The organism is Sphingobacterium psychroaquaticum, assembly GCF_900177625.1.
Lineage (GTDB): Bacteria > Bacteroidota > Bacteroidia > Sphingobacteriales > Sphingobacteriaceae > Sphingobacterium > Sphingobacterium psychroaquaticum.
Genome location: NZ_FXAU01000008.1, coordinates 194,091 through 216,519, shown reverse-complemented (window position 1 = coordinate 216,519; position 22,429 = coordinate 194,091). Strand labels below are relative to the sequence as shown.

19 protein-coding genes are annotated in these 22,429 nt (G+C 40.8%); 9 read left to right on the top strand and 10 right to left on the bottom strand.

Annotation, left to right across the window (positions count from 1 at the left end):
* Nucleotides 1-48 precede the first annotated feature (48 nt).
* Entirely contained in the window at nucleotides 49-1,419 is a 1,371-nt protein-coding gene (locus tag B9Y69_RS18050) for a dipeptidase (protein WP_085474393.1), read from the bottom strand.
* A gap of 339 nt (nucleotides 1,420-1,758) precedes the next feature.
* Between B9Y69_RS18050 and B9Y69_RS18045 the strand changes: the two genes are divergently transcribed.
* From B9Y69_RS18045 to B9Y69_RS18030, 4 genes are all read left to right on the top strand, one after another.
* The gene (locus B9Y69_RS18045; protein ID WP_159451883.1) at nucleotides 1,759-4,476 is read left to right on the top strand and encodes an outer membrane beta-barrel protein; all 2,718 of its coding nucleotides are present in this window, start codon (nucleotides 1,759-1,761) and stop codon (nucleotides 4,474-4,476) included.
* Nucleotides 4,476-5,264 carry a GLPGLI family protein gene (locus tag B9Y69_RS18040; protein ID WP_085474391.1) on the top strand — a complete coding sequence of 263 codons (789 nt, stop codon included), beginning with the start codon at nucleotides 4,476-4,478 and terminating at the stop codon, nucleotides 5,262-5,264. The genes B9Y69_RS18045 and B9Y69_RS18040 overlap by 1 nt, the downstream gene beginning before the upstream one ends.
* An 87-nt stretch (nucleotides 5,265-5,351) precedes the next feature.
* Nucleotides 5,352-8,081 (top strand): outer membrane beta-barrel protein, encoded by a 2,730-nt coding sequence (locus B9Y69_RS18035; protein ID WP_085474390.1) that lies wholly within the window; start codon nucleotides 5,352-5,354, stop codon nucleotides 8,079-8,081.
* Nucleotides 8,082-8,091: 10 nt separating this feature from the next.
* Complete coding sequence (locus tag B9Y69_RS18030) at nucleotides 8,092-8,886, top strand: GLPGLI family protein (protein ID WP_085474389.1); 795 nt, start codon at nucleotides 8,092-8,094, stop codon at nucleotides 8,884-8,886.
* A gap of 123 nt (nucleotides 8,887-9,009) precedes the next feature.
* Here B9Y69_RS18030 and B9Y69_RS18025 read toward each other — a convergent pair whose 3' ends face one another.
* Both B9Y69_RS18025 and B9Y69_RS18020 read right to left on the bottom strand, forming a co-directional pair.
* Nucleotides 9,010-9,189 (bottom strand): histone H1, encoded by a 180-nt coding sequence (locus B9Y69_RS18025; protein WP_085474388.1) that lies wholly within the window; start codon nucleotides 9,187-9,189, stop codon nucleotides 9,010-9,012.
* A gap of 122 nt (nucleotides 9,190-9,311) precedes the next feature.
* Nucleotides 9,312-11,450: a S46 family peptidase gene (locus B9Y69_RS18020; RefSeq protein WP_085474387.1), complete on the bottom strand. Its 2,139-nt coding sequence runs from the start codon at nucleotides 11,448-11,450 to the stop codon at nucleotides 9,312-9,314.
* Between the two features lie 145 nt (nucleotides 11,451-11,595).
* On the opposite strand from B9Y69_RS18020, the gene B9Y69_RS18015 reads away from it, so the two are divergent.
* The 4 genes from B9Y69_RS18015 to B9Y69_RS18000 all read left to right on the top strand — a co-directional run bounded on the left by B9Y69_RS18015 (nucleotide 11,596) and on the right by B9Y69_RS18000 (nucleotide 14,181).
* The gene (locus tag B9Y69_RS18015) at nucleotides 11,596-12,951 is read left to right on the top strand and encodes a DEAD/DEAH box helicase (protein WP_085474386.1); all 1,356 of its coding nucleotides are present in this window, start codon (nucleotides 11,596-11,598) and stop codon (nucleotides 12,949-12,951) included.
* Complete coding sequence (locus B9Y69_RS18010) at nucleotides 12,948-13,184, top strand: hypothetical protein (protein ID WP_085474385.1); 237 nt, start codon at nucleotides 12,948-12,950, stop codon at nucleotides 13,182-13,184. Before B9Y69_RS18015 ends, B9Y69_RS18010 begins: the two co-directional genes overlap by 4 nt.
* Nucleotides 13,185-13,394: 210 nt before the next feature.
* Nucleotides 13,395-13,745, top strand: a complete 351-nt coding sequence (gene gldC, locus B9Y69_RS18005) for a gliding motility protein GldC (protein ID WP_085474384.1) — start codon at nucleotides 13,395-13,397, stop codon at nucleotides 13,743-13,745.
* Nucleotides 13,746-13,773: 28 nt separating this feature from the next.
* Complete coding sequence (locus tag B9Y69_RS18000; RefSeq protein WP_085474383.1) at nucleotides 13,774-14,181, top strand: EVE domain-containing protein; 408 nt, start codon at nucleotides 13,774-13,776, stop codon at nucleotides 14,179-14,181.
* A gap of 39 nt (nucleotides 14,182-14,220) precedes the next feature.
* On the opposite strand, the gene B9Y69_RS17995 is transcribed toward B9Y69_RS18000, so the two are convergent.
* From B9Y69_RS17995 to B9Y69_RS17965, 7 genes are all read right to left on the bottom strand, one after another.
* Nucleotides 14,221-14,748, bottom strand: a complete 528-nt coding sequence (locus B9Y69_RS17995; RefSeq protein ID WP_085474382.1) for an acyl-CoA thioesterase — start codon at nucleotides 14,746-14,748, stop codon at nucleotides 14,221-14,223.
* Complete coding sequence (locus B9Y69_RS17990) at nucleotides 14,745-15,656, bottom strand: SDR family oxidoreductase (protein WP_085474381.1); 912 nt, start codon at nucleotides 15,654-15,656, stop codon at nucleotides 14,745-14,747. The genes B9Y69_RS17995 and B9Y69_RS17990 overlap by 4 nt, the downstream gene beginning before the upstream one ends.
* A gap of 11 nt (nucleotides 15,657-15,667) precedes the next feature.
* Complete coding sequence (locus B9Y69_RS17985; RefSeq protein ID WP_085474380.1) at nucleotides 15,668-16,615, bottom strand: M20/M25/M40 family metallo-hydrolase; 948 nt, start codon at nucleotides 16,613-16,615, stop codon at nucleotides 15,668-15,670.
* Nucleotides 16,616-16,704: 89 nt separating this feature from the next.
* Nucleotides 16,705-17,355 carry a lipoprotein signal peptidase gene (locus B9Y69_RS17980; protein WP_085474379.1) on the bottom strand — a complete coding sequence of 217 codons (651 nt, stop codon included), beginning with the start codon at nucleotides 17,353-17,355 and terminating at the stop codon, nucleotides 16,705-16,707.
* Between the two features lie 56 nt (nucleotides 17,356-17,411).
* Nucleotides 17,412-17,798 carry a TraR/DksA family transcriptional regulator gene (locus B9Y69_RS17975; protein ID WP_085474378.1) on the bottom strand — a complete coding sequence of 129 codons (387 nt, stop codon included), beginning with the start codon at nucleotides 17,796-17,798 and terminating at the stop codon, nucleotides 17,412-17,414.
* A 3-nt stretch (nucleotides 17,799-17,801) separates the two neighbouring features.
* Nucleotides 17,802-21,218, bottom strand: coding sequence for an isoleucine--tRNA ligase (gene ileS / locus B9Y69_RS17970; protein WP_085474377.1), 3,417 nt, complete (start codon nucleotides 21,216-21,218; stop codon nucleotides 17,802-17,804).
* 74 nt (nucleotides 21,219-21,292) lie between these two features.
* Nucleotides 21,293-21,646: a HesB/IscA family protein gene (locus B9Y69_RS17965; protein WP_085474376.1), complete on the bottom strand. Its 354-nt coding sequence runs from the start codon at nucleotides 21,644-21,646 to the stop codon at nucleotides 21,293-21,295.
* 185 nt (nucleotides 21,647-21,831) lie between these two features.
* On the opposite strand from B9Y69_RS17965, the gene B9Y69_RS17960 reads away from it, so the two are divergent.
* Nucleotides 21,832-22,365 (top strand): DUF7935 family protein, encoded by a 534-nt coding sequence (locus B9Y69_RS17960; protein WP_085474375.1) that lies wholly within the window; start codon nucleotides 21,832-21,834, stop codon nucleotides 22,363-22,365.
* The last annotated feature ends 64 nt before the right edge of the window (nucleotides 22,366-22,429 follow it).

The following is a 22,429-nucleotide window of genomic DNA, read 5'->3' as shown; positions in this document are numbered from 1 at the left end:
AAAAAAGAGAAAAGCTCCAATGTCGTGGAGCTTTTCTCTTTTATGAAATTATTTACTTAATTCAGCAAAATACTTGAAGAAAGAAGGAATGGTCTCGATCCCTTTTAAGTAGTTTTCAATACCATACTTCTCATTCGGAGAGTGTAAGTTATCGCTGTCTAAGCCGAAGCCTAGTAGTACCGTTTTTACATTAAGCTCTTTTTCGAAAAGGGCTACAATAGGAATTGAACCTCCTCCTCTTGTTGGAATTGGTTTCTTGTTGAAAGCTTCTTCCAACGCTTTTTCCGCCGCTTTGTAGGCAATACTATCCGTTGGTGTAACTACTGGTTCACCGCCGTGGTGTGGTTTTACCTCAACTTTAACATAGGCCGGAGCAATACCTTCAAAATGTTTTTTGAACAGTTCGGTCACTCTTTCCGAATTCTGATTTGGGACCAAACGCATTGATATTTTTGCAAATGCTTTAGACGGTAATACCGTTTTGGCACCCTCACCAATGTACCCACCCCAGATACCATTTACCTCTAGAGTTGGACGGATACCTGTTCTTTCGATCGTAGTGAAACCTTTTTCCCCAAAAATATCACCAACGCCTAAATCTTGTTTGTATTCTTCAATATCAAAAGGAGCTTTATTTAATGCTTCTCTTTCTGCGGGAGATAATTCCAATACATCATCATAAAATCCAGGAATTGCGATATGGTTGTTCTCATCGTGTAAAGACGCAATAAGTTTCGCGAGGATCGTCGCTGGATTGGCTACAGCACCCCCATACACCCCTGAGTGTAAATCACGGTTCGGTCCTGTTACCTCCACCTCTACGTAGGACAAGCCGCGCAAGCCTGTTTCAATGGAAGGTTGTTCCAGACTAATCATAGAGGTATCAGAGATAACAATTACATCGCTTTTTAAGCGTTCTGTGTTTTCTTTTACGAATGTGCCTAAGTTTACAGAACCTACCTCTTCTTCTCCTTCAATCATAAACTTGATATTACATGACAGTGCTTGGTTGGCAATCATGTATTCAAAAGCTTTAACATGCATGTAAAATTGCCCTTTGTCGTCCGCTGCTCCGCGCGCATAGATTTTGCCATCACGTACGGTTGGTTCAAAAGGAGGTGTTTCCCATAGCTCTAATGGATCAGCAGGTTGTACATCATAATGCCCATACACTAAAACGGTAGGAAGTGCTGGGTCAATAATCTTTTCTCCATACACAATCGGATTGCCAGCTGTTGGGCAAACCTCCACTTTATCCGCGCCAGCATCTTTAAGTTTTTGCGCAACGAATTCAGCTGTTTTGACAACATCATTCTTGTATTTAGGATCAGCACTAACCGATGGAAAACGTAATAAGGCGAACAATTCCTCTAAAAATCTATCCTTATTGGATTGAACATATTCTTTTATCGTTTGCATATATTTTAAGTTTTTACAAAGTTACATAATTAATATTTCATAAAACGGCTTTGCGAGGGTAAAGGTTTGGCAAATATGATTGTTTGGTATACGTGTTTAACGTGTGTGTTTAAGTGTAATAAATAGGAGATTAAACGCGATATAAAAATATTTTTTCCCTTTGTATGGAAAATTCTAATATTTGCATCATTCTCTGTGTACGTGTTAATTAAGTGTTAAATAGTTTTGCCTTGTATGTAACTCATATTTAATTATGATATTTTCGTAGTACTTAGATACAACCTTTACTTTTTTATGAGAAGACTAACCTTTATGTTATGTTGTTTTTTGTTCTGTAGCATGGATTTACTTGGCCAAACCAAAGTTGTTGGAGAGGTCGTGGATGATGGTGAGCGGACTACGAAACTTGTACATGCAACTGTTATGTTATTGCAGGCAAAAGACTCTATCCTGGTGGCGCATACACGTGTCGATCTTGAGGGTCGATTTTCATTAATGCGACCCGATACGGCCGATTATTTGCTGGTCGTAAGCTACCCTAAATTTGGGGCTGTTGTAAAAAATGTCATTGGAAATAAAGATTTAAATCTGGGTCAAGTTGCCTTAACGAGTGTTAGCCATTTATTAGAGGAGATTGTCGTTACAGGAAAAATACCTATTGTTATTAAGGGAGACACCACGGAATATAACGCCTCAAGTTTTACGGTTGAGAAGAATGCGAAAGTACAAGATCTGCTTCGCGTATTGCCTGGTATCACCGTGGATGCCAATGGTCAAATAACCGCGCAAGGAAAAAAAGTAGAGAAGGTGCTGGTCGATGGGGAGGAATTTTTTGGCAACGACCCGACCTTGGTAACGAAGAATATCCGTTCGGATATGGTGGATAAAGTACAGGTGTATGAGAAAAAAACGGAGGAGGCAGAGCGTACGGGGGTGGATGATGGACAGCGCCTTCAAACGATAAACCTGAAGCTAAAAGAAGACGCAAAGAAAGGCGTCTTTGGTAAGATTGATGCTGGTGGCGGTGGAGACAAGTCTGCCGGGTACTACACGGGAAAAGTTGCGGTCAATAAATTTTCGGGTTCGCAAAAGATTGGATTTTATGCGCTGGGAAGTAATGACGGTACGGTCTCTCTGAATTGGGAAGACAGTGATAAATTTGGTTTTTCCAATATGTCGACTGAGGTCGGGGATGATGGGGGAATGTATTTTTCTTGGTCTGGTGATGAAATGGATTATTGGGATGGACGAGGTAAGCCAAAGGCATGGAGCACGGGCGTTTCTTTCGCTGATAGCTGGAAGGGTGGGAAGCACAAAGTAAATATGAGTTACAAGCTTGGACATACGGAGAAGGATGAAGTGGCTGCTGTGCTCTCACAAGAGAATGCGAAAGATTCTATATTAAACAGCAATGACAATAGTACTAATTTTTCAAGTAATGATAAGCATCGTTTTAATGGACGTTATGATTTGAATATTGATTCTCTTACGACAGCAACTTTTTCGATGGGTGCTTCGAAAGGGAAATCGGAATCCGATCGGACCAGGAAAGCAAGAAATTCTGATGGAGATGATGTGACATTGAATGATAATACTTCTTCTCAGCATACGACAACCGATAAACAGGGGTTTAATTATAGCGTGTACCTGACGCGTAAATTTCGAAAAGAAGGACGATCCTTTTCGTTGCGTGCAAATGGAGAGGTAAACGAGGATAAGGGGAATGGCTTTTTACAATCAACGACTAATCTTTATAATGCTGGGGAATTACATTCCAAACAAGAAATTGACCAGCGTAAAGAGATGATTAGTAAAAGGACAGGTTTCCGTTCGTCCCTTACTTATTCGGAACCAATCACGAAGAAGCTAACAAGCAGCTTGCAGTACGAGTTTAGTCGGAGCAACGCTTCTTCCGTTAATAATTCATATAATAAAATCGATGGAGAATACGATGATCTAGATCTTGAGTTTAGTAATGATTTTGATTTTAATACGACAAGGCACGGAGCCAACCTATCGTTTAATTACCGTTCGGATTTGTTGGATGCAGGTGTGACCAATTCGTTTCGAAATGATAACCTCTATCAGGTTAATAACTATCAGAAACTAGATTTAAATAGGGATTATTTCACCTATAGTCCTTCGGTCTTTTTGCGTTATAAATTATCGAAAAGTAAAAGTGTAGGCCTTCGTTTTAATCGGTACAATAATTTACCGTCGTTGTCACAGGTACAACCCTTGAAACAAAATACGGACCCCCTCAATATTATTGTTGGAAATGAAAACTTGAAGCCGTCCCAGTCCAACGAATACGGCTTGAGCTATAATGCATACAATCCGTTAAAAGATCGTTATTCGTATGCTAATGTAGGATGGAGCCAACAATTCAATAATATTCAGCAAAATATAACGATTGCCGAAGGTATCCGTACATTTTTCTACACCAATTTGGAGGATGTAGGACAAACGTTTCGATTTTATGGAGGAACCGGAATGAACGTCTGGAAAAAGAAAAAAGTGCGCATTAACCTGGAGCTTTCGGGAGGTTATAACAACTATTTCAATTATATCAATGGAGATCTAAGTGAAAATAATAATATGAACTATGCCTTTAGCCTTGGTTTCAATCGATATGCAAAGAAAGGGCTTGACTTTGATGTTGGCTTCAGACCGAGATACAATGTGTTAAAGAATTCGCTACAGCCGAACTTAAATAGCAATGGTTTTGAATATGGATTAACAGGGAACCTTGCTTATTTTTTACCCTTAAAGATAAAGGTATATTCTGATATGGATTATACGTATCAGGCTCCAACCGGGGTGTTTAACGAGAAATTTGATCGTCTGTTGTGGAAACCAGGGGTGAGTAAAAAGTTCTTGAAAAATGAATCATTAACCATGGACTTTTATGTTCAGGATGCATTGAATCAAAATGTTGGTTTTTCCAGAAGACAAAATGGAAGTACGTTGGTACAAGAAAGATATAATACAATAGGACGTTTTTTTATGTTACAAGTTAGTTGGGATTTTACATCGATGAAAGGAGGTGCTGAATAATGCGTATTCGAATCGTAATTTTATGGATAGTCATTTTGTGTTCTCACACATTATCCGCACAGTATGCTTATTTTCCGCAGGGCGGAACCATACACTTTGAGAAGACGGTCCATGTCAAAAATTTCTTAAAAACACTGACGTCCGTCGGAAAGAACGATAATTTTGATAAGACCTATATGGAGCAGATGATGTCCAAAGCTCCAGAAACCTACATATTTAAAAGTAAGTTATTGTTTTCTGATGAAAAATCGCGTTATGAGCCAGTAAAGCAAGAGCTAACGGGCTTTATGCGGAGTTTAATTTGGTTCGGCTTAGATTATGAGGGCATCTTTTATCAGGATATGAAAAAGAAGCAGATGCACAGTCTTATGGACTACCAGGGGACGAATATGTGGACTCAGGATTCGCTATTAAACGTGAAGTGGAAGATAACGGATGAGTATCGGGAGATAGCAGGTTACAATTGTCGGCGTGCGAATGGGGTTATCATGGATTCAGTGTATGTCGTTGCGTTCTATACAGACGATATTCCTCTATCCTCCGGACCGACTACCTTTCATGGCCTACCGGGAATGATCCTCGGCGCGGTCATTCCCGATCGGCATACTAGTATCTATGCAACAAAAGTTGAAATTGGACAACCGGAGGTGACTCAAGTCGTTGGAAAGAAAAGAGATAAACCTATGACGCGTAAAGAGATTCAAAGTTTTCTGCGAGAAAGTATGAGTGTCGGTGAATGGACTACGGAGAAGCAGTTTAAGATACAGATGCTGGGCTTGTTTTTATAGATTTTAGAGACACTTAAAAAAAATACAATAAAGTTGTAACAAAAGGGCGTGATGTACGACTTATTTATAGAAACCCAAACTTATAAGATGAAGCGATTATTCCTCCTGTTTGCCTTTTTTGTATGCTGTAGTTTTACAGTCATTCATGGACAAACAAAAATTACGGGTCGGGTCAGCGATGAAGCAGATCAGTCCATAAAATTAAAAGATGCGCTAGCTATGTTGCTACGGGCCAAAGATTCTATTTTAGTCGATTTTGCGCGTGCCGATGAAAACGGACAATTTTCCTTGCCTCAAAGAGATGATCAGGATTATATCTTGGTGGTGAGCTATCCGAAGTATGCCGATTTCTATCGTATTGTGAATGGCAAAACAGATACAAATCTGGGCGATGTTAAACTTTCTAGTATTAGCCATCTTTTAGAAGAAATTGTGGTTACAGGTCGGATGCCGATTACGATTAAAGGCGATACGACCGAATATGATGCCGGTAGTTTTAAGGTGGAAAAGAATGCGAAGGTGGAGGATCTGTTAAAGGTGCTTCCAGGAATCTCGGTAGATGCTTCGGGAAAGATTACGGCACAGGGTAAGACCGTGAAAAAAGTGTTGGTCGATGGGGAAGAATTTTTTGGGGATGATCCGACTTTGGTGACGCGTAATATCCGTTCGGATATGGTGGATAAGGTACAAGTCTATGAGAAAAAATCTGATGTGGCTGAACGAACGGGAGTGGATGATGGGCAGCGGGAGCAGACCATCAATGTGAAGTTGAAAGAAGATGCCAAGAACGGTATGTTTGGAAAGGCGCTAGGTGGCGTTGGGACAGATAAATATTATATGGGGCAGTTGATGCTCAATAAGTTTAAAGGAAGTCAGAAAATATCGGCGTATGGACTGTTTGGTAATAATGGGACCACAAGTATGAACTGGCAGGATGCACAAAAATTTGGTGGTGATTCGGGCGTTAGTTATGGCGATGATGGTGCAACAATGATGGTCGGATCTAGTGACCCATTCTCTGGGGAGGGTGTCGTTGGTATACCACGGGCCATCAATACGGGGGTTAATTTTTCGGATAAGTTTAAAGGCGATAAGCATAAACTGAATTTGAACTATAAATATGGACGTATTGAGAGCGATGGTACCGAAGAGACTATCCAAACAGGAATTATTAACCAGAATTCGTCAAGGAATGTAGATTCTGAAAATGATCTACACCGGGTTAACCTGCGTTATGATCTGGCTTTTGATTCGTTAAACTCTTTGCTGGTTTCGGGAGGTGCTAGCCGTAAGAATCTTTGGACAAATACGGAGCGGAAAGCGCAGCTGTTTAATGATACGCAGGATACGGTTATGCGTGAAAAGACGAATGAATTGGTGGAAAATAAGATTAATTCGTACGATGTTAATGCCTTGTTTACGCATAAGTTCTTGAAAAAAGGGCGTTCACTATCGTTCTATGGGAAATACACCAACGATGAAACGAGCGGAGGCGGTTCGTTGTATTCTGAGGTGCACAATTTCTTGCTATCCAAGGATACTATTACGGATCAGATGAAAAACAGGTTACAAAAGAGCAGCTTGGTACAGGGGCAAGTGACGTATACCGAGCCCCTTTCGAAGGTACTTACCTTATCAGCCGTAGTGGGGCTTGTGGGAAGTAAAAACAGTTCACTGTTGGAATCCTATAATAAATCAGGAAGTGGTAATTACGATGAGTTAGACCGTCGCTTCAGTAACAACTATGATTTCAATCGCAATAGCAACAATTATAAATTGTCTTTGCAATACATCACAGAGAAACTTCGCTTGAATTTAGCGAATAGTTTGAATAATGATAATCTACATCAGTTGAATAATTATACACAATCAGATTTGAAACGTAATTTCTTGACGTATAATCCTTCATTAGGTGGTAATTATAATATCTCTAAGAGCAAGAATTTATGGTTCAATTATAACGGAACGAATCGCTTGCCGTCGCTCTCGCAGATTCAACCGATCCAAGATAATGCGGATCCTTTGAACCGTTACTTGGGAAATGAAAATCTGAAACCTGCCTTTTCAAATTCCGTTAATCTTGGTTACAATACCTTTAAAGCATTATCGGGAAGTTATACGTACATTGGTGGTTACGCCGAATTAACGAAAGATCCAATTGCGCAGAATATTACGGTTGATAAGTCGATTAACTATTACGAGTGGCAGAATATTGATGGAAAGACTAATTCGAGCTTTAATATGTGGGCTGGTCATTATGAAAAAATTTCTAAGAAACTAGGCTTGGCACATTCTCCTCAGTTTAGCTTGTCGGGATCTAAAAGTTACAACTTTTTTAATGGAGAATTGAACAAAGTGAATACGACGAACTATAATTTCACCTATCAGTTTATGCGCGATACCAAGACCGGGTTGAATTTTAATATCAACCTAAGTCCGCAATACCGGGTGATGAAATCCAGCTTGCAGAAAGAGATAAATAGCAATGGTTTTGTATTTGGGTCAAATGGAAACGTGGAGTATTTCGTGACGAAGACATTTAAGGTCTACGTGAATTACAATTATACGTATGAGGCTCCGACGGATGCTTTTGGGGAAAAATTTGAGCAGTTTTTAGTACACCCGGGAGTGAGTAAGAAGTTCTTTAAAAATGAGTCTTTGGTGGTTGATTTTACGGTTAACGACCTTTTGAATGAGAATAAAGGGTTTAGTAGATCGGCCAGAAATTCTGTCTTTACACAACAACGCTTTGAAACGATCCGTCGCTACTATATGTTAAAGGTATCCTGGGACTTCACAAAAATGTTTATCAAGTAATCAAGAAAGAATGAACTTAAAATCTATTATAGTAACAGTTGTGGCGGTTTGTGTGCTGCAACTTGTCCAGGCGCAATATGCTCACTTTGGACGTACGGGGGTTATCACATTTGATAAGACCATGTATATGAAAAATATTGTGGCGAAGAAGTTTATTGATAAGGCCGACGAACGTTCGCGCGGACAGTTTGAGCAGATGTTGCCGAGTATTCCTGAGAATGTAGTATTGAAAAAAACGCTGAAGTTCACGCCAGAGGAGACTTATTTTGAGCCTTTAAAAGGGGCCGAAATAGAGCCTCGTACACGTCAGTACATGATGATGTTTGCGCTGGACTTTGATGCACAGACGTTATCCAGCCTATCAGATCGATCGTACAAACGCTTTAATGATATCGTTGGAGATAAGGTAATTATCCAAGATACGATGAAACGAATTACTTGGCGTATGACCGACGAGTATCGCGAAATTGCCGGATATAATTGTCGTCGCGCCAACGGCCTGACTCCGGATTCGATTTATGTGGTTGCTTACTACGCTAATGAATTACCTGTATCTGGAGGACCAGAGTCTATAAACGGTCTTCCGGGAATGATCCTCGGGCTGGTCGTGCCGAGTCAACACGTCTCTTATTTTGCGAATAAAGTAGAGCTTAGCAACCAAGTCGTGATGGATAAAAAGGTATTTGAGAATAAAAAGACGAAGGTAATGTCGCGTCAACAGATCGCTGAGTTATTCACTTCAACCATGTCGAACTGGTTGAATAAAGAAACGTTGAAGTATATAATTGAGCTCAGTTTATTGTAAGGGTTCGAGCGTATTGTCTCGTAAAGTTGTGCCCAATATCTTGTCGTACTGATCTTGTTGAGACACATAAAAAATCCCGGTTTAGTAAGCTAAAGCGGGATTTTTTATAAATGAAAAGTAAGATTACTTTACGTCGTTTTTCTTAGAAGTAACTTCGTTACGAATCTCTTGTGCTAACGTTTTGATTTCTTGTAAACCTTTACGTACACGAGTACCTGCAGCAGAATTACCGTTGTTAAAGAACTTGTCTGCATCAGCTTCGATAGAAGCTACTAAGCTTTTTAATTTGTTGTAGTTTTCCATTTTTACTTATATAATTTTAGTTTCTATTAATTAATATTCTAAGATATCATAAATATACAAAAACAATGAAATAAAGCATAATTTTTGCATTTTATTTAATAAATAAATTTGTTCTGTGGCCTTTACTCCACGATTTTAAGCTCATTGATGATATTTTGAGCACCAGCGAACTTATCAATCACGAATAATACATAACGGATGTCCACCGAGATGGTACGTTGCAATACAGGGTCAAAAATCACATCACCTGCCATCGCTTCGATATTACCATCAAAAGCTAGGCCAATAAGTTCACCTTTTGCATTTAAAACGGGTGAACCAGAGTTACCGCCTGTGATATCTTGATCACTCAAGAAGTTAACAGGCATATACCCATCCTTATCAGCATAACGTCCATAATCTTTAGTTTCGTATAGTTCCATTAAACGTTTTGGTAAATCAAACTCTTCATCGTTTGGTTTATACTTCGCGATTGTACCTTTTAGCGTGGTATAGTTGTTTACTTTTGCATCGTTTCTAGGATCCGCCGGTAAAGCTCTAATGGTTCCATATGTTAAGCGCAGTGTCGAATTGGCATCCGGGTAGTATTTACCTTTTGGATTAGAGGCAAGAACACCTGCGATGTATTTACGGTGTGCGGCCTGGAATTCACCATTCATCTTTTCAGTCTCGGGCGAGCTTTCACGGTACTTCGTCATCAATGCGGATGAGATAAGGTATAAAGGATCTTCTTCCACGTTGTTTAACGTAGGGTTGTCAAGGAAGCTTTTCGCATGAGCTGCAGATCCGAATATACTGCTTGAGAAAGCATTATGGATGTCCTGCTGAAAATTACCACCATTTTTTGTGGCTAATTCGGCAATGTAAGGTGCAATTTTACCTGCTTTTTTAGCGTATAGGTTTAACTCATCCGAAAGGACATCCACTTCCAATGGAATGTATGCTTTTTCGTACGTGTCTGCAATAATAGTCTCTAAGCGCGGGCGGATTTCATTACGTTTCGCCTCATTTGCAGCAGCATATTGTTTGAATGCGTTACCTAGGTTCGCTGGTAAGGCAGCAAATGTAGAAGAGCGTAACATACCGATTAGGTAGTTGTCGTGGCGTGCCTTATCGTTGGTCGCACTGTAGTAAGAATTGATCGTTTGAATCACGTTCCCGTACTGCGCTTTATTTTCCTTTTTGTTGGCCCACTTATCAAAAGATGCTTCTTGCTTACGTTTGGTATCTGCTGTTTTGTGTTTCGTCAAAGCATCGATCATACCTTGGCGGTTTTTCCAGTAGTTGGCCACGCCGGAGTATTGTGAAGCATAGTTCAATTTTACGGCTTGATCCTTATCCATGTGTTTTTTCATGGCATCCATACCTACTTTGGATGCTTCCACCCAAGCGGGATACGCGAAGTTTACATTTTGATCAATACCCGCAGCAGGCATCCAACGGTTTGTACGACCTGGGTATCCTAAAATCATAGAGAAGTCGCCTTCTTTGATTCCTTTGATACTTACAGGTAAAAAGTGTTTTGGTTTTAGTGGTACGTTGCTCTCTGAATAGGCTGCTGGGTTACCGTCTTTATCACCATATACACGGAAGATAGAGAAATCACCTGTATGTCTCGGCCATTCCCAGTTGTCGGTATCACCACCAAATTTACCAATGCTGTTTGGGGGAGTTCCTACTAAACGAACGTCTGTGTAATCTTGGTAAACGAAATAGTAGTACTCGTTCCCATTATAGAATGATTTTACAGAAACTACATATTTACCACCTTCGCTATTTTCTTTTTCGATTTTAGCAATTTCTTGGTTGATAACACGTTCCCGTTCTTTTTCGCTCATTTTGTCATTTACCAAACCTAAGATGCGTTTTGATACATCGTCCATACGCACAAAGAAGCGGACATACAATGATTTTGGTTTCAATTCTTCCTTAAAAGATTTTGCCCAGAAACCGTTTGTCAAGTGATCGTTCTCTGGTGTCGAGAGTTCAGCGATCGCGCCATATCCACAGTGGTGGTTGGTGAAAACCAAACCTTGCCCGGATACGATTTCCGCTGTACATCCACCGTCAAATTGTACGATAGCATCTTTTAGGGAAGAGTTGTTGATGCTATAAATTTCTTCGGCCGTTAATTTCAAGCCTTTTTTCTGCATATCGGCTTCGTTGAGACGCTTCAAATGCATTAAAAACCACATCCCCTCATCGGCAAAGGTGGTCATACTTACTACACTAAGAAGTAAGAAAATCAATATTTTTTTCATATTCAACCTTATTATTATACCCACAAATTTGACTTAATTCCTGCTCAAATCAAAATTATGCCGCAATAAAATGCTTTGTGCTTCGATTATGTCATATATCTGGGAAAAATAAACTGATGTAGTTGCTTTTATTTATCTTTGTCGAATGGCATCATTTGAAGATTTCAAGTTTAACAAACAAATATTAAATGCAATTGCGGAGGCGGGCTACGATGCGCCGACGGAAATTCAGCAGAAAGCAATTACACCAATCCTGGCAGGGCAAGATGTGATGGGAATCGCGCAGACAGGAACAGGAAAGACTGCTGCTTTTGTACTTCCGTTATTGATGAAACTCAAATATGCGCAAGGGAATGATCCGCGGGCACTGATTCTCTCCCCTACACGGGAACTTGCGATGCAGATTGAAGAGCATATTCGATTGTTTTCGACGTATCTGGATTTGCGTACTGTTTTGCTGTACGGCGGTTTAGGACCTAAGACACAAAAAGAACAGTTACAAAAGGGCTGCGATATTATTGTAGCAACTCCTGGACGTTTCTTAGAGTTATATCTTGAAGGCGAAATCAATACCAAGTCCTTAAAGTTTTTGGTTATGGATGAGGCCGATAAGATGATGGACATGGGTTTTATCAGTAAGATTCACCGCATTTTGGAAATTGTACCGCGCAAACGTCAGAATTTGCTTTTCTCGGCGACGATGAGTGAGTTGGTGCGAAAAATTTCAGGTGACTTTTTATTGTTCCCGACGGTTGTTGAAGTTACAGAACAAGCTACGCCGGCCAAAACGGTTACACAATCGCTCTACCATGTACCCAACCTAAAGACCAAGCTCAATCTTTTACAACATTTGCTGAAGGATGATGAATCCTTTCATCGGATTATTGTTTTTTGTAAGACGAAGCAGGTCGCAGATAATGTGTTTCATTTCTTGGAGCGGAAATATGGGGAAGATAATGTGCGGGTGATTCATGCGAATAAAGGTCAAAATACGCGGATTAATTCGATCAATGCTTTTAAGGAGGGGTCGATTCGTATTTTGGTTGCCACGGATGTGGCTGCACGTGGGCTTGATGTCTCGAATGTAAGCCATGTCTTTAATTTTGATGTACCTATCGTGATCGAGGATTATGTGCACCGTATCGGTCGTACTGGACGCGCATTTAATGAAGGTGATGCTATAACATTTGCGAACCCGGCAGAAGAGTATTTTATTGGTAAGATTGAAAAGCTTATTCGTCAACAAATTCCGGTGATGGAATTGCCGGAGGATGTATTTGTAGAGAAGACTGGGTTTGATGAAAAACAAGCAATAGCACGAGAGATAGATAACCAGAAGAAGAAAGATAATCCTGATTTTAAAGGTGCTTTCCATGATAAAAAATGGATGATTAAGCAACAAGAGTCTGGTCAGCGCAAACCTGCTGCCAAGAAGTCTGGTGGAAAGAAATCGGGAGGGAAGAAACCCGTAGGTAAAAAACCAACGCAACGCTACCGATGAAATTAACACCCTTGAATATTGCATTGGCTGTCGTGATAGCTTGGTTTGTAACGGAGTGGGGAAATGATCAATTTGAATTTGCGGTATGGCGGTTCATTTTGTTTATCGTTTTTTTACTTGTAACCGATATTGTTTTTCGGCTGCTGGTCAAGGATATGCAAAAGCTCTGGATGGGGGAGATCGGGTTTATCTTGGTCACGGGAATTCTAGCTGTTTTGATACGTATAATGTAGGTTATTCGTAAATGATGTCCATTCTGGACTGTTCTAGGATTAAAAAGACTTACCCGCTTAAAAGAACGTCGTTTGGAGAGTGATTATACGAGGGAGGATATCTCGGGAAAATAGAATCATGTAGCGGCCTAATCTTTTACGTCGTTCATTAAATCAGGTCCCGGTAGAAACGGAGACGATAAAATATACAGAAAAAGTAACTATTGAGAAATGAAAAAAGCAGAGATAAAACTAAATGTAGTACTGGATGAGCAAAATGTGCCGGACACGATCGATTGGTCTTCTACCGATGGAGAGACCTCAGATGAGATGCCCGCGAAGGCGATGTTTTTAGCCCTGTGGGATGCTCAATACAAAAACTCATTGCGTATTGATTTGTGGACAAAAGATATGCCGTATGACGAGATGAAGCGTTTCTTTTATGAAACGTTGCAAACGCTTGGCGATTCTTTTTTACGTGCTTCTGGGGGGGACCCGATGGCCGATAAGGTGATTGGTGACTTACGGGATTACTGTGCACACTTTGCCGATAAGATGGAAGTACTAGAGCCGGAGAACTAATCTTTAGGACTATTAATTATTATAAGCTATGAACTATTTTTTGGTAAAATCTGAACCTTTCAAATACAGCTGGGAGCAGTTTAATAAAGATGGCGAAACATTTTGGGATGGTGTCCGTAATTATCAAGCACGCAATAACCTAAAGGCGATGCAAAAGGGAGATTTGGTGTTGTTCTACCATAGCAATGAAGGAAAAGAAGTGGTTGGGATTGCAAAAGTGGTTAAGGAATTCTACCAAGATCCAACAACGGATGATGCCCGTTGGGTGGTGGTTGATTTGGCACCGGTTGAAACATTTAAAACACCCGTGACCTTGGAGAAAATTAAGGAAGACGAATTGCTACAAGATGTAGCCTTAGTACGTCAAGGTCGTTTGTCGGTGATGCCACTAAAAGTAGAAGAGTTTGATCGTATTGTCGCATTAGGCAATGAATAATAAAAACGGGGGGCACTGCCCCCCGTTTTTATATATGGACTAACCTTTCTCACTAAATAGGTTAACCAAATCTTTTAATGTCGAGGCGTGTTCAGGCTTCATCTTCCCACCCAATATAAGGCGTAATTCCCGACGACGTAGTGCGCCATCGAATATTTGTTTCTCTTCTTCCGTTTCAGGAACTAACTCCGCTACTTTGCGTGGTCTTGTTTGCTCATCAATGGCGACAAATGTGTAGTAGGCTTCATTTGTTTTTACACGTGTACCTTCCGGTAAATTATGGGCGAATATCTCCATGCGTACTTCCATAGAAGTAGAGAAAGCACGTGAAACCTTCGCTTGGATCGTAACCACTTCACCTAATTTGATGGAGCGTGTGAAGGAAACATTATCAACAGATACGGTGACAACAGGGCTATTCGAGTGTTTCTGTGCCGCCATTGCCGAGCAGATATCCATCCAATATAAAAGACGTCCTCCCATTAGGTTTCCGAAGGTATTGGTGTCATTCGGTAGAACGAGCTCATTCATTTCGGTATAGGAGTCTTTGGCAAATTTCTTGATCATGATTGCTGTAATTTTAAGAGTTGAATATCCATCTGTCGAAAAGTCTCTTCAAGTGGAGTGGGGGTATAGCCCAGTTGTGTTTTGGCCTTATCGAGGATAAAACCTGTTGTACGCGGTCTGTTTTTAGCTTGTCCGATTGTTTCGGCAGCTATAGGTCGGATAAGACTCTTATCCAGTTGCCAGTAATCAGCGACCTGTTGGACAACCTCGATGATACTATATAAGGTATCGCCTGATATGTGATAAAGACCGGCAGCTTGTTTTTCAGCCGCTAGTATACAAGCACGTGCTAAGTCATCTACCCAAGTGGGCATACGCCATTGATCGCTTACCACCTGAATCGGTTCTTTGTTTTCTAATTTGCTTTTTGCCCACAGGATAAGGTTGGACCTGTTTTTGTCAGCTATCACCCCATAAACTAATATGGTACGAAGAATAGCTGCTTGAGGATTGGCCGCTAGAACGGCTGTTTCAGCCTTTATTTTGCTATTTCCGTATGCATTGCAAGGACCGGTAGGATCTGTTTCTCGGTAAGGACCATTTTGGCCATCAAACACAAAGTCGGTCGAAATAAAGGTGTAATGAATATGGTGCTGTGCTGCGATTTCAGCAAGTAAGCGTGGCGTTTCAACGTTGACTTGTTGGCAGCGTTCGGGCTCTTGCTCACAGGCTTCCACGCTGCTCATCGCTGCGGTGTGAATGATGTGTGTCGGCTTAAAAGAAGTGATGGCTTGGCGCAAATCCTCCCTATCTTCTAACGCTATTTGTTGAAAGGCATAGCCACTTTGGTTGGGGTTTCTGTTCGGACTTTTAGAGGTGCAAAATAACGACACATCGTTACGATCTAAAAGCATATCGGTTAACTTTTGTCCCAAAAAACCATTCGACCCCGTTAGTAGTATACGCATCGCAGTTGTTGTTAGTTTGTCCAGATAAAATCCATCGATGGGTATTTCATGGAATTATTAACCACATCAATCTCTAGCTGAAGGATCGCTGCCAAGTCTGGATAATTAATTTTTTCCGGATCATCACCAGGCTTGTGGTAATCATCGTGACCGCCGGTATGAAAAAATAAGACAGGAATATTTTTTTTGTAAAAAGATGTCTGATCCGATCCTCCGTTACCATCTTTGCTCAAGTTAAATTTGATGGTGCTGGTAATTCCTTCAAAGATTAAAGGGAATTTACTGCTTGTGCCATAGCCAATCACCGCGACGCCATTTGGGTTGTATCGGCCAATCATATCCATGTTGAGCATCCAGTGTATATCGGAAAGTGGAATCGTTGGGTTCTCCGTGAAATATTTAGAACCGACCAGGCCGAGCTCTTCCGCTCCAAAGGCAATAAAAAGAATATTAAAAGGTTCGATTTCCTTGTTTGTCGTATAGTGACGCGCCAATTCAAGCAGTCCGGCCACACCCGAAGCATTGTCATCGGCTCCATTATGGATCTTACCAACCCCTAAGGAATCTCTTGAGCTTCCTTGGTGTCCCATTCCGAGGTGATCATAGTGCGCGCCAATCACAATGGTTTTGCGGGCGCCGTTATCCAGTAAACCTATAATATTATCGGCCTGCCTGATGCTGTCTGGAACAACAACACGACGCACCTTCGCTTGAAAAGATTGTCTATAGCCCACTTCACCTTGCGGCTTGAGACCGTATTTTTTGAAATGCTTTTCCACATAGTCGGCCGCTTTACGGACTTCTTTAGAGCCTGTTCCGCGTCCTTTCATTTTGTCGGAAGCGAGAAAATAGATGTGTTTTTTTAATTGCTTTTGATCAATCTGTGCAATAGCAGTAGCAGACCATGCTAAAAGAAACAGACAAAGGAAAAAAGAAACTGATGTCGCTTTATTTTTCATATGTAGTATAGCTGAGGTTAGGGATTTGATACCTTGTTGCAGCTTTTACTACAACAAGGGGATCGCGATAAGGTTTTTGAGAGGTGTGTTTAGTCTTCTAAGACCTCACTGTTTATGCTTTCTTTTTCCACCCGTTCTTCTTTGAAATAACGTTTTTGGAAAATAAGAATCAAGAACACGCCAACTGATATCGCGGAGTCAGCAATGTTGAAAACGGGTCTAAAAAATAAGAAATGTTCGCCTCCCCATACCGGAAACCAATCAGGGAAATTCCCTTCGATAAGTGGGAAGTACAACATATCCACTACTTTTCCATGAAAGAGCGAGGCATAGCCACCTCCCGTTGGAAAAAGAGATGCTTTTTCATAAAAAGTACTTTCGCTGAAAATAACACCATAAAAGGTCGAGTCGATAATATTCCCTAAGGCACCTGCAAAAATAAGCGCTACATTTAGGATAAAGCCACGATGATACTTGTTTTTGACCATGTAGTACAGGCCATATCCAATACCGCCAACAGCAATGATGCGGAATAGGGTTAGAAATAGTTTACCGAACTCTCCGCCAAACTCCATACCATATGCCATTCCATTGTTTTCTATAAAATGAATCAGAAATTTATTGCCGATGATGTTAAAGTCTTGACCGATGGTCATATTTAGTTTAACCCAAAATTTAGATAATTGGTCCACTAATAAGACAAGAGAGATAAGGAGTAAGGGTTTAGTGTAGCCTTTCATAAATGTATAAAAATGGTCTTTGTTTATGCAAAGACCATTTTAAGAATCTTCAAAAATTAATACTGTTTGTTTTTTGCTTCAATACTTAACGTGGTATGCGGTACAGCTTTCAATCTTTCTTTCTGGATCAGCTTTCCTGTTTCACGGCAAATACCGTATGTTTTGTTTTCAATACGTACCAACGCAGCCTCTAAGTTGTCGATGAATTTCTTTTGGCGAGCAGCCAATTGATTGGTTTGCTCTTTCTCCAAGGTTGCAGATCCATCTTCTAGTGTCTTATAGGTACCTGCAGTATCATCTGTTCCATTCGCATTGCTATTGCTCAACGTGGAAGTAAGTGCGCCTAATTCCTCCTTAGCGATGCGTAGCTTCTCCAAGATAATGTCTTTAAATTCTTGAAGCTCTACATCACTGTAGCGTGTTTTCTCATTCGTGGTTCCCATAATCTAAATTTTATCAATTAATACTCTTAATTCTGTGCCATCAATCTCGATGGTATCAGCTAACTTATCCAGTGTATCCTTGAATTCTAAAGAGTCAGCCAATGTTTCGCTGCAAATATACGATAAATTATCGCTAGCAGCTTCTTGTATATCAGCGTTTTGACTTATTATGACTTTAATCCGATCTGTAACTTCAAATCCCTTCTCTTTACGGAGGTTTTGAATGCGGTTGATCAATTCCCTAGATAATCCTTCTTTCTTGAGCTCCGGGCTTATATGCACATCCAATGCGACCGTTAATTTACCCAAGTTAGCGACTTGCCATCCCGCTACATCTTCGGCGATGATTTCGACATCTTCCGGGGTGATACTGTATGCGGTTCCTGATAGTGCAAGCGTTCCTGCTTGTTCTAAGCGATTGATGTCTTCATCGGTCAAGGATTGGATTGCAGCAGCAACGACTTTCATATCCTTACCAACTTTCGCGCCAAGAATTTTAAAATTTGGTTTTATTTTTTTCTTAATAATACCTGTGGTATCAGAAATAAATTCGATCGACTTGATGTTTGTTTCTGATAAAATTAATTCTTTAACTTTTTCAACGCGCTCTTGAAACGCAGTATCTAATACGGGTACTAAAATTTTATTTAGCGGCTGACGGACATTGATACTTGTTTTCTTACGCAATGATAAAGCGAGCGAAGAGATGTCTTGTGCCAAAGCCATACGTTCTTCCAATTCTTTGTCTACTAGATCAGCGTGATAAACCGGGAAGTCCGCTAAGTGAACCGATTCAAAGTTCTCTTTTTTCGATGCGCTGTTTAAGTCTAGATATAGCTGATCGGCAAAGAAAGGGGAGATTGGGGCTATCAACTTCGCAATGGTATCCAAGCAGGTGTACAACGTTTGGTACGCTGAAATCTTATCTTCACTATATTCACCTTTCCAGAAACGACGGCGACATAGACGAACGTACCAATTGCTTAAATGTTCATCCACAAAGTTCTGAATGGCGCGTGCAGCCTTCGTTGGTTCGTAATCCGCATAATAGTTATCGACCTCCGCAGTAAGACTATTTAGTAGAGAAATAATCCATCGATCGATTTCTGGACGTTGATCGATGGCGATATCTGCTTCCGCATAACTAAATTTGTCAATGTTTGCATATAGAGCAAAGAAAGCGTAGGTGTTATATAGGGTGCCGAAGAATTTACGACGTACTTCGTCTAAACCTTCCACATTAAACTTAAGGTTATCCCAAGGTGCCGCGTTACTGATCATATACCAACGGGTCGCGTCGGCGCTGTATTGCTCAATCGTCGAAAATGGATCTACACCATTTCCAAGACGTTTGGACATTTTATTTCCGTTCTTATCTAAGACAAGACCATTTGAAACGACATTTTTAAAGGCTACGGAGCCTTGTATCATCGTTGAAATGGCATGTAATGTGAAAAACCAACCCCGTGTTTGATCGACACCTTCCGCAATAAAGTCTGCCGGGAAAGCGCTATTGTACCCCTCCTTGAACGGATAGGCATCACCGTTTGCTAATTTTTCATGGTCTAATCCCCATTGTGCATAAGGCATAGCTCCGGAATCAAACCAAACATCGATTAGATCCGGTTCACGGAACATCTTTTGGTTGTTGATAGACACCAACACAATATCATCTACATACGGACGGTGCAAATCGAGACTGTCGGTGTCAAACTTTGCTAAGTAAGCTTCGTTTGTAGCTTTTTCCTCAGCTGACAACACCCCCGAGTTAATCGCTTCTTCTAGTAGCTTTTTCATTTCCGGTAAGGAACCGATACAGATTTCCTCGTTTTCGTCTTCTGAACGCCAGATTGGTAAAGGCGTACCCCAGTAGCGAGATCGAGATAAGTTCCAGTCTACTAGATTTTCCAGCCAGTTCCCAAAACGACCAGTGCCTGTTGCTTCTGGCTTCCAGTTGATTGTTTTGTTCAGGGCCACCATCTCGTCTTTCACAGCTGTAGTTTTGATAAACCAGCTATCTAACGGGTAGTATAGAACCGGTTTATCTGTGCGCCAACAGTGTGGGTAGCTGTGTTCGTATTTTTTTACGTCGAATGCCTTATTATCCTCCTTTAGTTTAATGGCAATAAGCACATCTGTAGGGCGGAAGTCTGGGGATTCTCTCTCTTCATTGCTGTAGTATTCTTCTTTAACAAAGCGATGCGCAAAGTCTGTGATCTCCGCTACAAAACGACCTGTACGGTCTACCGTTGGAACATCTTTGCCATTCTCATCTTTTACCAAGATGGCTGGTACATCGTTCTCTTTACATACTCTAAAGTCATCTGCGCCGTAGGTTGGTGCAGCATGAACGATACCTGTACCATCTTCCGTGGTAACAAAGTCGCCTGGGATAATACGGAAGGCTTTCTCTAAAAGCTCTTCGCTGGTAATGTACGGCATCAGTTGAATGTAGCGTAAGCCAATCAATGATTCGCCTTTAAATTCTGCTGCAACTTCCCAAGGAACAATTTTATCACCTACTTGGTAATCTTGGAAAGAGGCGCCTTGACCTTCTGCTTTAAAATGTTTAGCAAGTAGGTTTTTTGCTAGTATTACCGATACCGGAGCGCCTGTATATTGGTTGAACGTTTTGACCTTGACGTAGTCGATATTCTTTCCGATAACCAAAGCCGTGTTGCTTGGTAGCGTCCATGGCGTAGTTGTCCACGCTAAAAAAGCAACATCTTCATCGCCAGACTCCACGAGGGTAGAGATCAGCGGATGCACCTGTTTTTTATCTAAGCGGAACTGCGCGACAATGGTCGTGTCTTTCACATCTTTATAGGTGCCCGGTTGGTTAAGCTCGTGTGAGCTTAATCCTGTACCTGCAGCAGGTGAATAAGGTTGGATCGTATAACCTTTATAAAGAAGATTCTTTTTATATAACTCTTTTAGTAAGTACCAAAGCGTTTCAATGTATTCATTTTCGTAGGTAATGTATGGGTTTTCCAGGTCTACCCAATACCCCATTTTTTGGGTAAGGTCATTCCAAACATCGGTGTACTTCATGACCTCCTTGCGGCAGGCTTCATTGTAGGCTTCGACGGATATCTTCTTTCCGATATCTTCTTTTGTAATGCCTAAGGTTTTTTCTACGGCAAGTTCAATAGGAAGGCCGTGCGTATCCCAGCCTCCTTTACGTTTTACTTGGAACCCTTTAAGTGTTTTATAGCGGCAAAAAATATCTTTAATAGAGCGCGCCATCACGTGGTGTATACCCGGCATACCATTTGCCGAAGGTGGCCCTTCGTAAAAGGTGTACGGTTTACTTGCTGGACGGTTCGAAATACTCTTTGCAAAGATGTTATTCGATTCCCAACGTTTCAATATCTCTTGCCCTATCTCAGGTAAATTTAACTGCTTATATTCCTTGTACATCCGAAAATTGCTATTGTTTTTCTAAAGGTCGCTAATTTAAGCAATTTCAGCGAAAGGATGAAAGAAGAAGTAATCTATGCCGAGAAAGAACTTCCGCAACCACATGTACTGGTCGCATTTGGGTTATTAAATGTGAATCCACGTGCATCTAAGCCATTTTTGAAGTCAACCTCCATGCCGGCCAAGTACATGCCGTGTGCCTTATTCATAAACATACGGATCCCGGAAACAAGATACTCATTATCACCCTCTTTCTTTTGATCAAAACCAAGAAGGTAGCTCATGCCCGAACAGCCGCCACCTTCGACGCCGATGCGCAGACCGAAATCTTCGCCAATTTCTTGCTGGTCAATTAGTTTTTTTAACTCTTTTACAGCACCTTCGGTAAAGGTTACTGGAGCTACTGCTGTAATGCTATCTGTACTCATCGTCTTAAATTTAAAGCTATAAACAAAACAAAATTACATAGTTTTTTGAGGAAAAACTAGTGTTGCTATTGCGAACGAGTGTGTTCCTGCTGTAACTGGCATAAATTTACTTTGGTATGGCATGTTCACGGCTTTGTAATCAAAACGAATTTTTTTAAGTTTGGGAACACGTAATATAGGAGATAATGAGTAAAGAATTTGTTGATTTTTTTATCCAACTTTTTGTGATTGCATTTGGTGTTTTGGCGGGAGGTTTGGTTCTTTTTTGGCTGGTATGGCCTAAGGTAGAATCGTTTTTATTGCGCTTAAATGCAATTAATCAAAATCGACAATTCACCAAGGAAATGCAGCAACTGCGATTTGGGGCGTACGAGCGGTTGTTGTTGTTTACACACCGTGTTGAGCCCCAACAACTGATGTTACGGAACCACAGTGCTGATATTTCAACAGATCGTTTTGTGCGTCAAATCTTGAATGAAGTAGAGAGTGAATATCAACATAATCTCACACAGCAACTGTATGTAACAGATACTGCTTGGACTTTTGTGGGTGAGCTGAAAGACAATACATTAAGTTTGCTGCGTAATGCGAAAGAGGGGCTGCCTAAGGATGCGCCAGTAGATCAATATATAAGTGCGGTACTGCAACATGTGAAGAATTTGGAGCAGAATCCTTATGCAGCTGTACAGCTGATACTTAAAAAGGAATTGTCTGTATAGAAATATCCGGCTTTTGCTCGTTGTTTTGCTGTTTTTATACTATATTTGCAGCAAAATCATAAGA

Coding starts and splice junctions, on each gene's coding strand:
- B9Y69_RS18050 (WP_085474393.1), bottom strand. CDS start 1,419: ATGCAAACGATAAAAGAATATGTTCAATCCAATAAGGATAGATTTTTA.
- B9Y69_RS18045 (WP_159451883.1), top strand. CDS start 1,759: ATGGATTTACTTGGCCAAACCAAAGTTGTTGGAGAGGTCGTGGATGAT.
- B9Y69_RS18040 (WP_085474391.1), top strand. CDS start 4,476: ATGCGTATTCGAATCGTAATTTTATGGATAGTCATTTTGTGTTCTCAC.
- B9Y69_RS18035 (WP_085474390.1), top strand. CDS start 5,352: ATGAAGCGATTATTCCTCCTGTTTGCCTTTTTTGTATGCTGTAGTTTT.
- B9Y69_RS18030 (WP_085474389.1), top strand. CDS start 8,092: ATGAACTTAAAATCTATTATAGTAACAGTTGTGGCGGTTTGTGTGCTG.
- B9Y69_RS18025 (WP_085474388.1), bottom strand. CDS start 9,189: ATGGAAAACTACAACAAATTAAAAAGCTTAGTAGCTTCTATCGAAGCT.
- B9Y69_RS18020 (WP_085474387.1), bottom strand. CDS start 11,450: ATGAAAAAAATATTGATTTTCTTACTTCTTAGTGTAGTAAGTATGACC.
- B9Y69_RS18015 (WP_085474386.1), top strand. CDS start 11,596: ATGGCATCATTTGAAGATTTCAAGTTTAACAAACAAATATTAAATGCA.
- B9Y69_RS18010 (WP_085474385.1), top strand. CDS start 12,948: ATGAAATTAACACCCTTGAATATTGCATTGGCTGTCGTGATAGCTTGG.
- gldC (WP_085474384.1), top strand. CDS start 13,395: ATGAAAAAAGCAGAGATAAAACTAAATGTAGTACTGGATGAGCAAAAT.
- B9Y69_RS18000 (WP_085474383.1), top strand. CDS start 13,774: ATGAACTATTTTTTGGTAAAATCTGAACCTTTCAAATACAGCTGGGAG.
- B9Y69_RS17995 (WP_085474382.1), bottom strand. CDS start 14,748: ATGATCAAGAAATTTGCCAAAGACTCCTATACCGAAATGAATGAGCTC.
- B9Y69_RS17990 (WP_085474381.1), bottom strand. CDS start 15,656: ATGCGTATACTACTAACGGGGTCGAATGGTTTTTTGGGACAAAAGTTA.
- B9Y69_RS17985 (WP_085474380.1), bottom strand. CDS start 16,615: ATGAAAAATAAAGCGACATCAGTTTCTTTTTTCCTTTGTCTGTTTCTT.
- B9Y69_RS17980 (WP_085474379.1), bottom strand. CDS start 17,355: ATGAAAGGCTACACTAAACCCTTACTCCTTATCTCTCTTGTCTTATTA.
- B9Y69_RS17975 (WP_085474378.1), bottom strand. CDS start 17,798: ATGGGAACCACGAATGAGAAAACACGCTACAGTGATGTAGAGCTTCAA.
- ileS (WP_085474377.1), bottom strand. CDS start 21,218: ATGTACAAGGAATATAAGCAGTTAAATTTACCTGAGATAGGGCAAGAG.
- B9Y69_RS17965 (WP_085474376.1), bottom strand. CDS start 21,646: ATGAGTACAGATAGCATTACAGCAGTAGCTCCAGTAACCTTTACCGAA.
- B9Y69_RS17960 (WP_085474375.1), top strand. CDS start 21,832: ATGAGTAAAGAATTTGTTGATTTTTTTATCCAACTTTTTGTGATTGCA.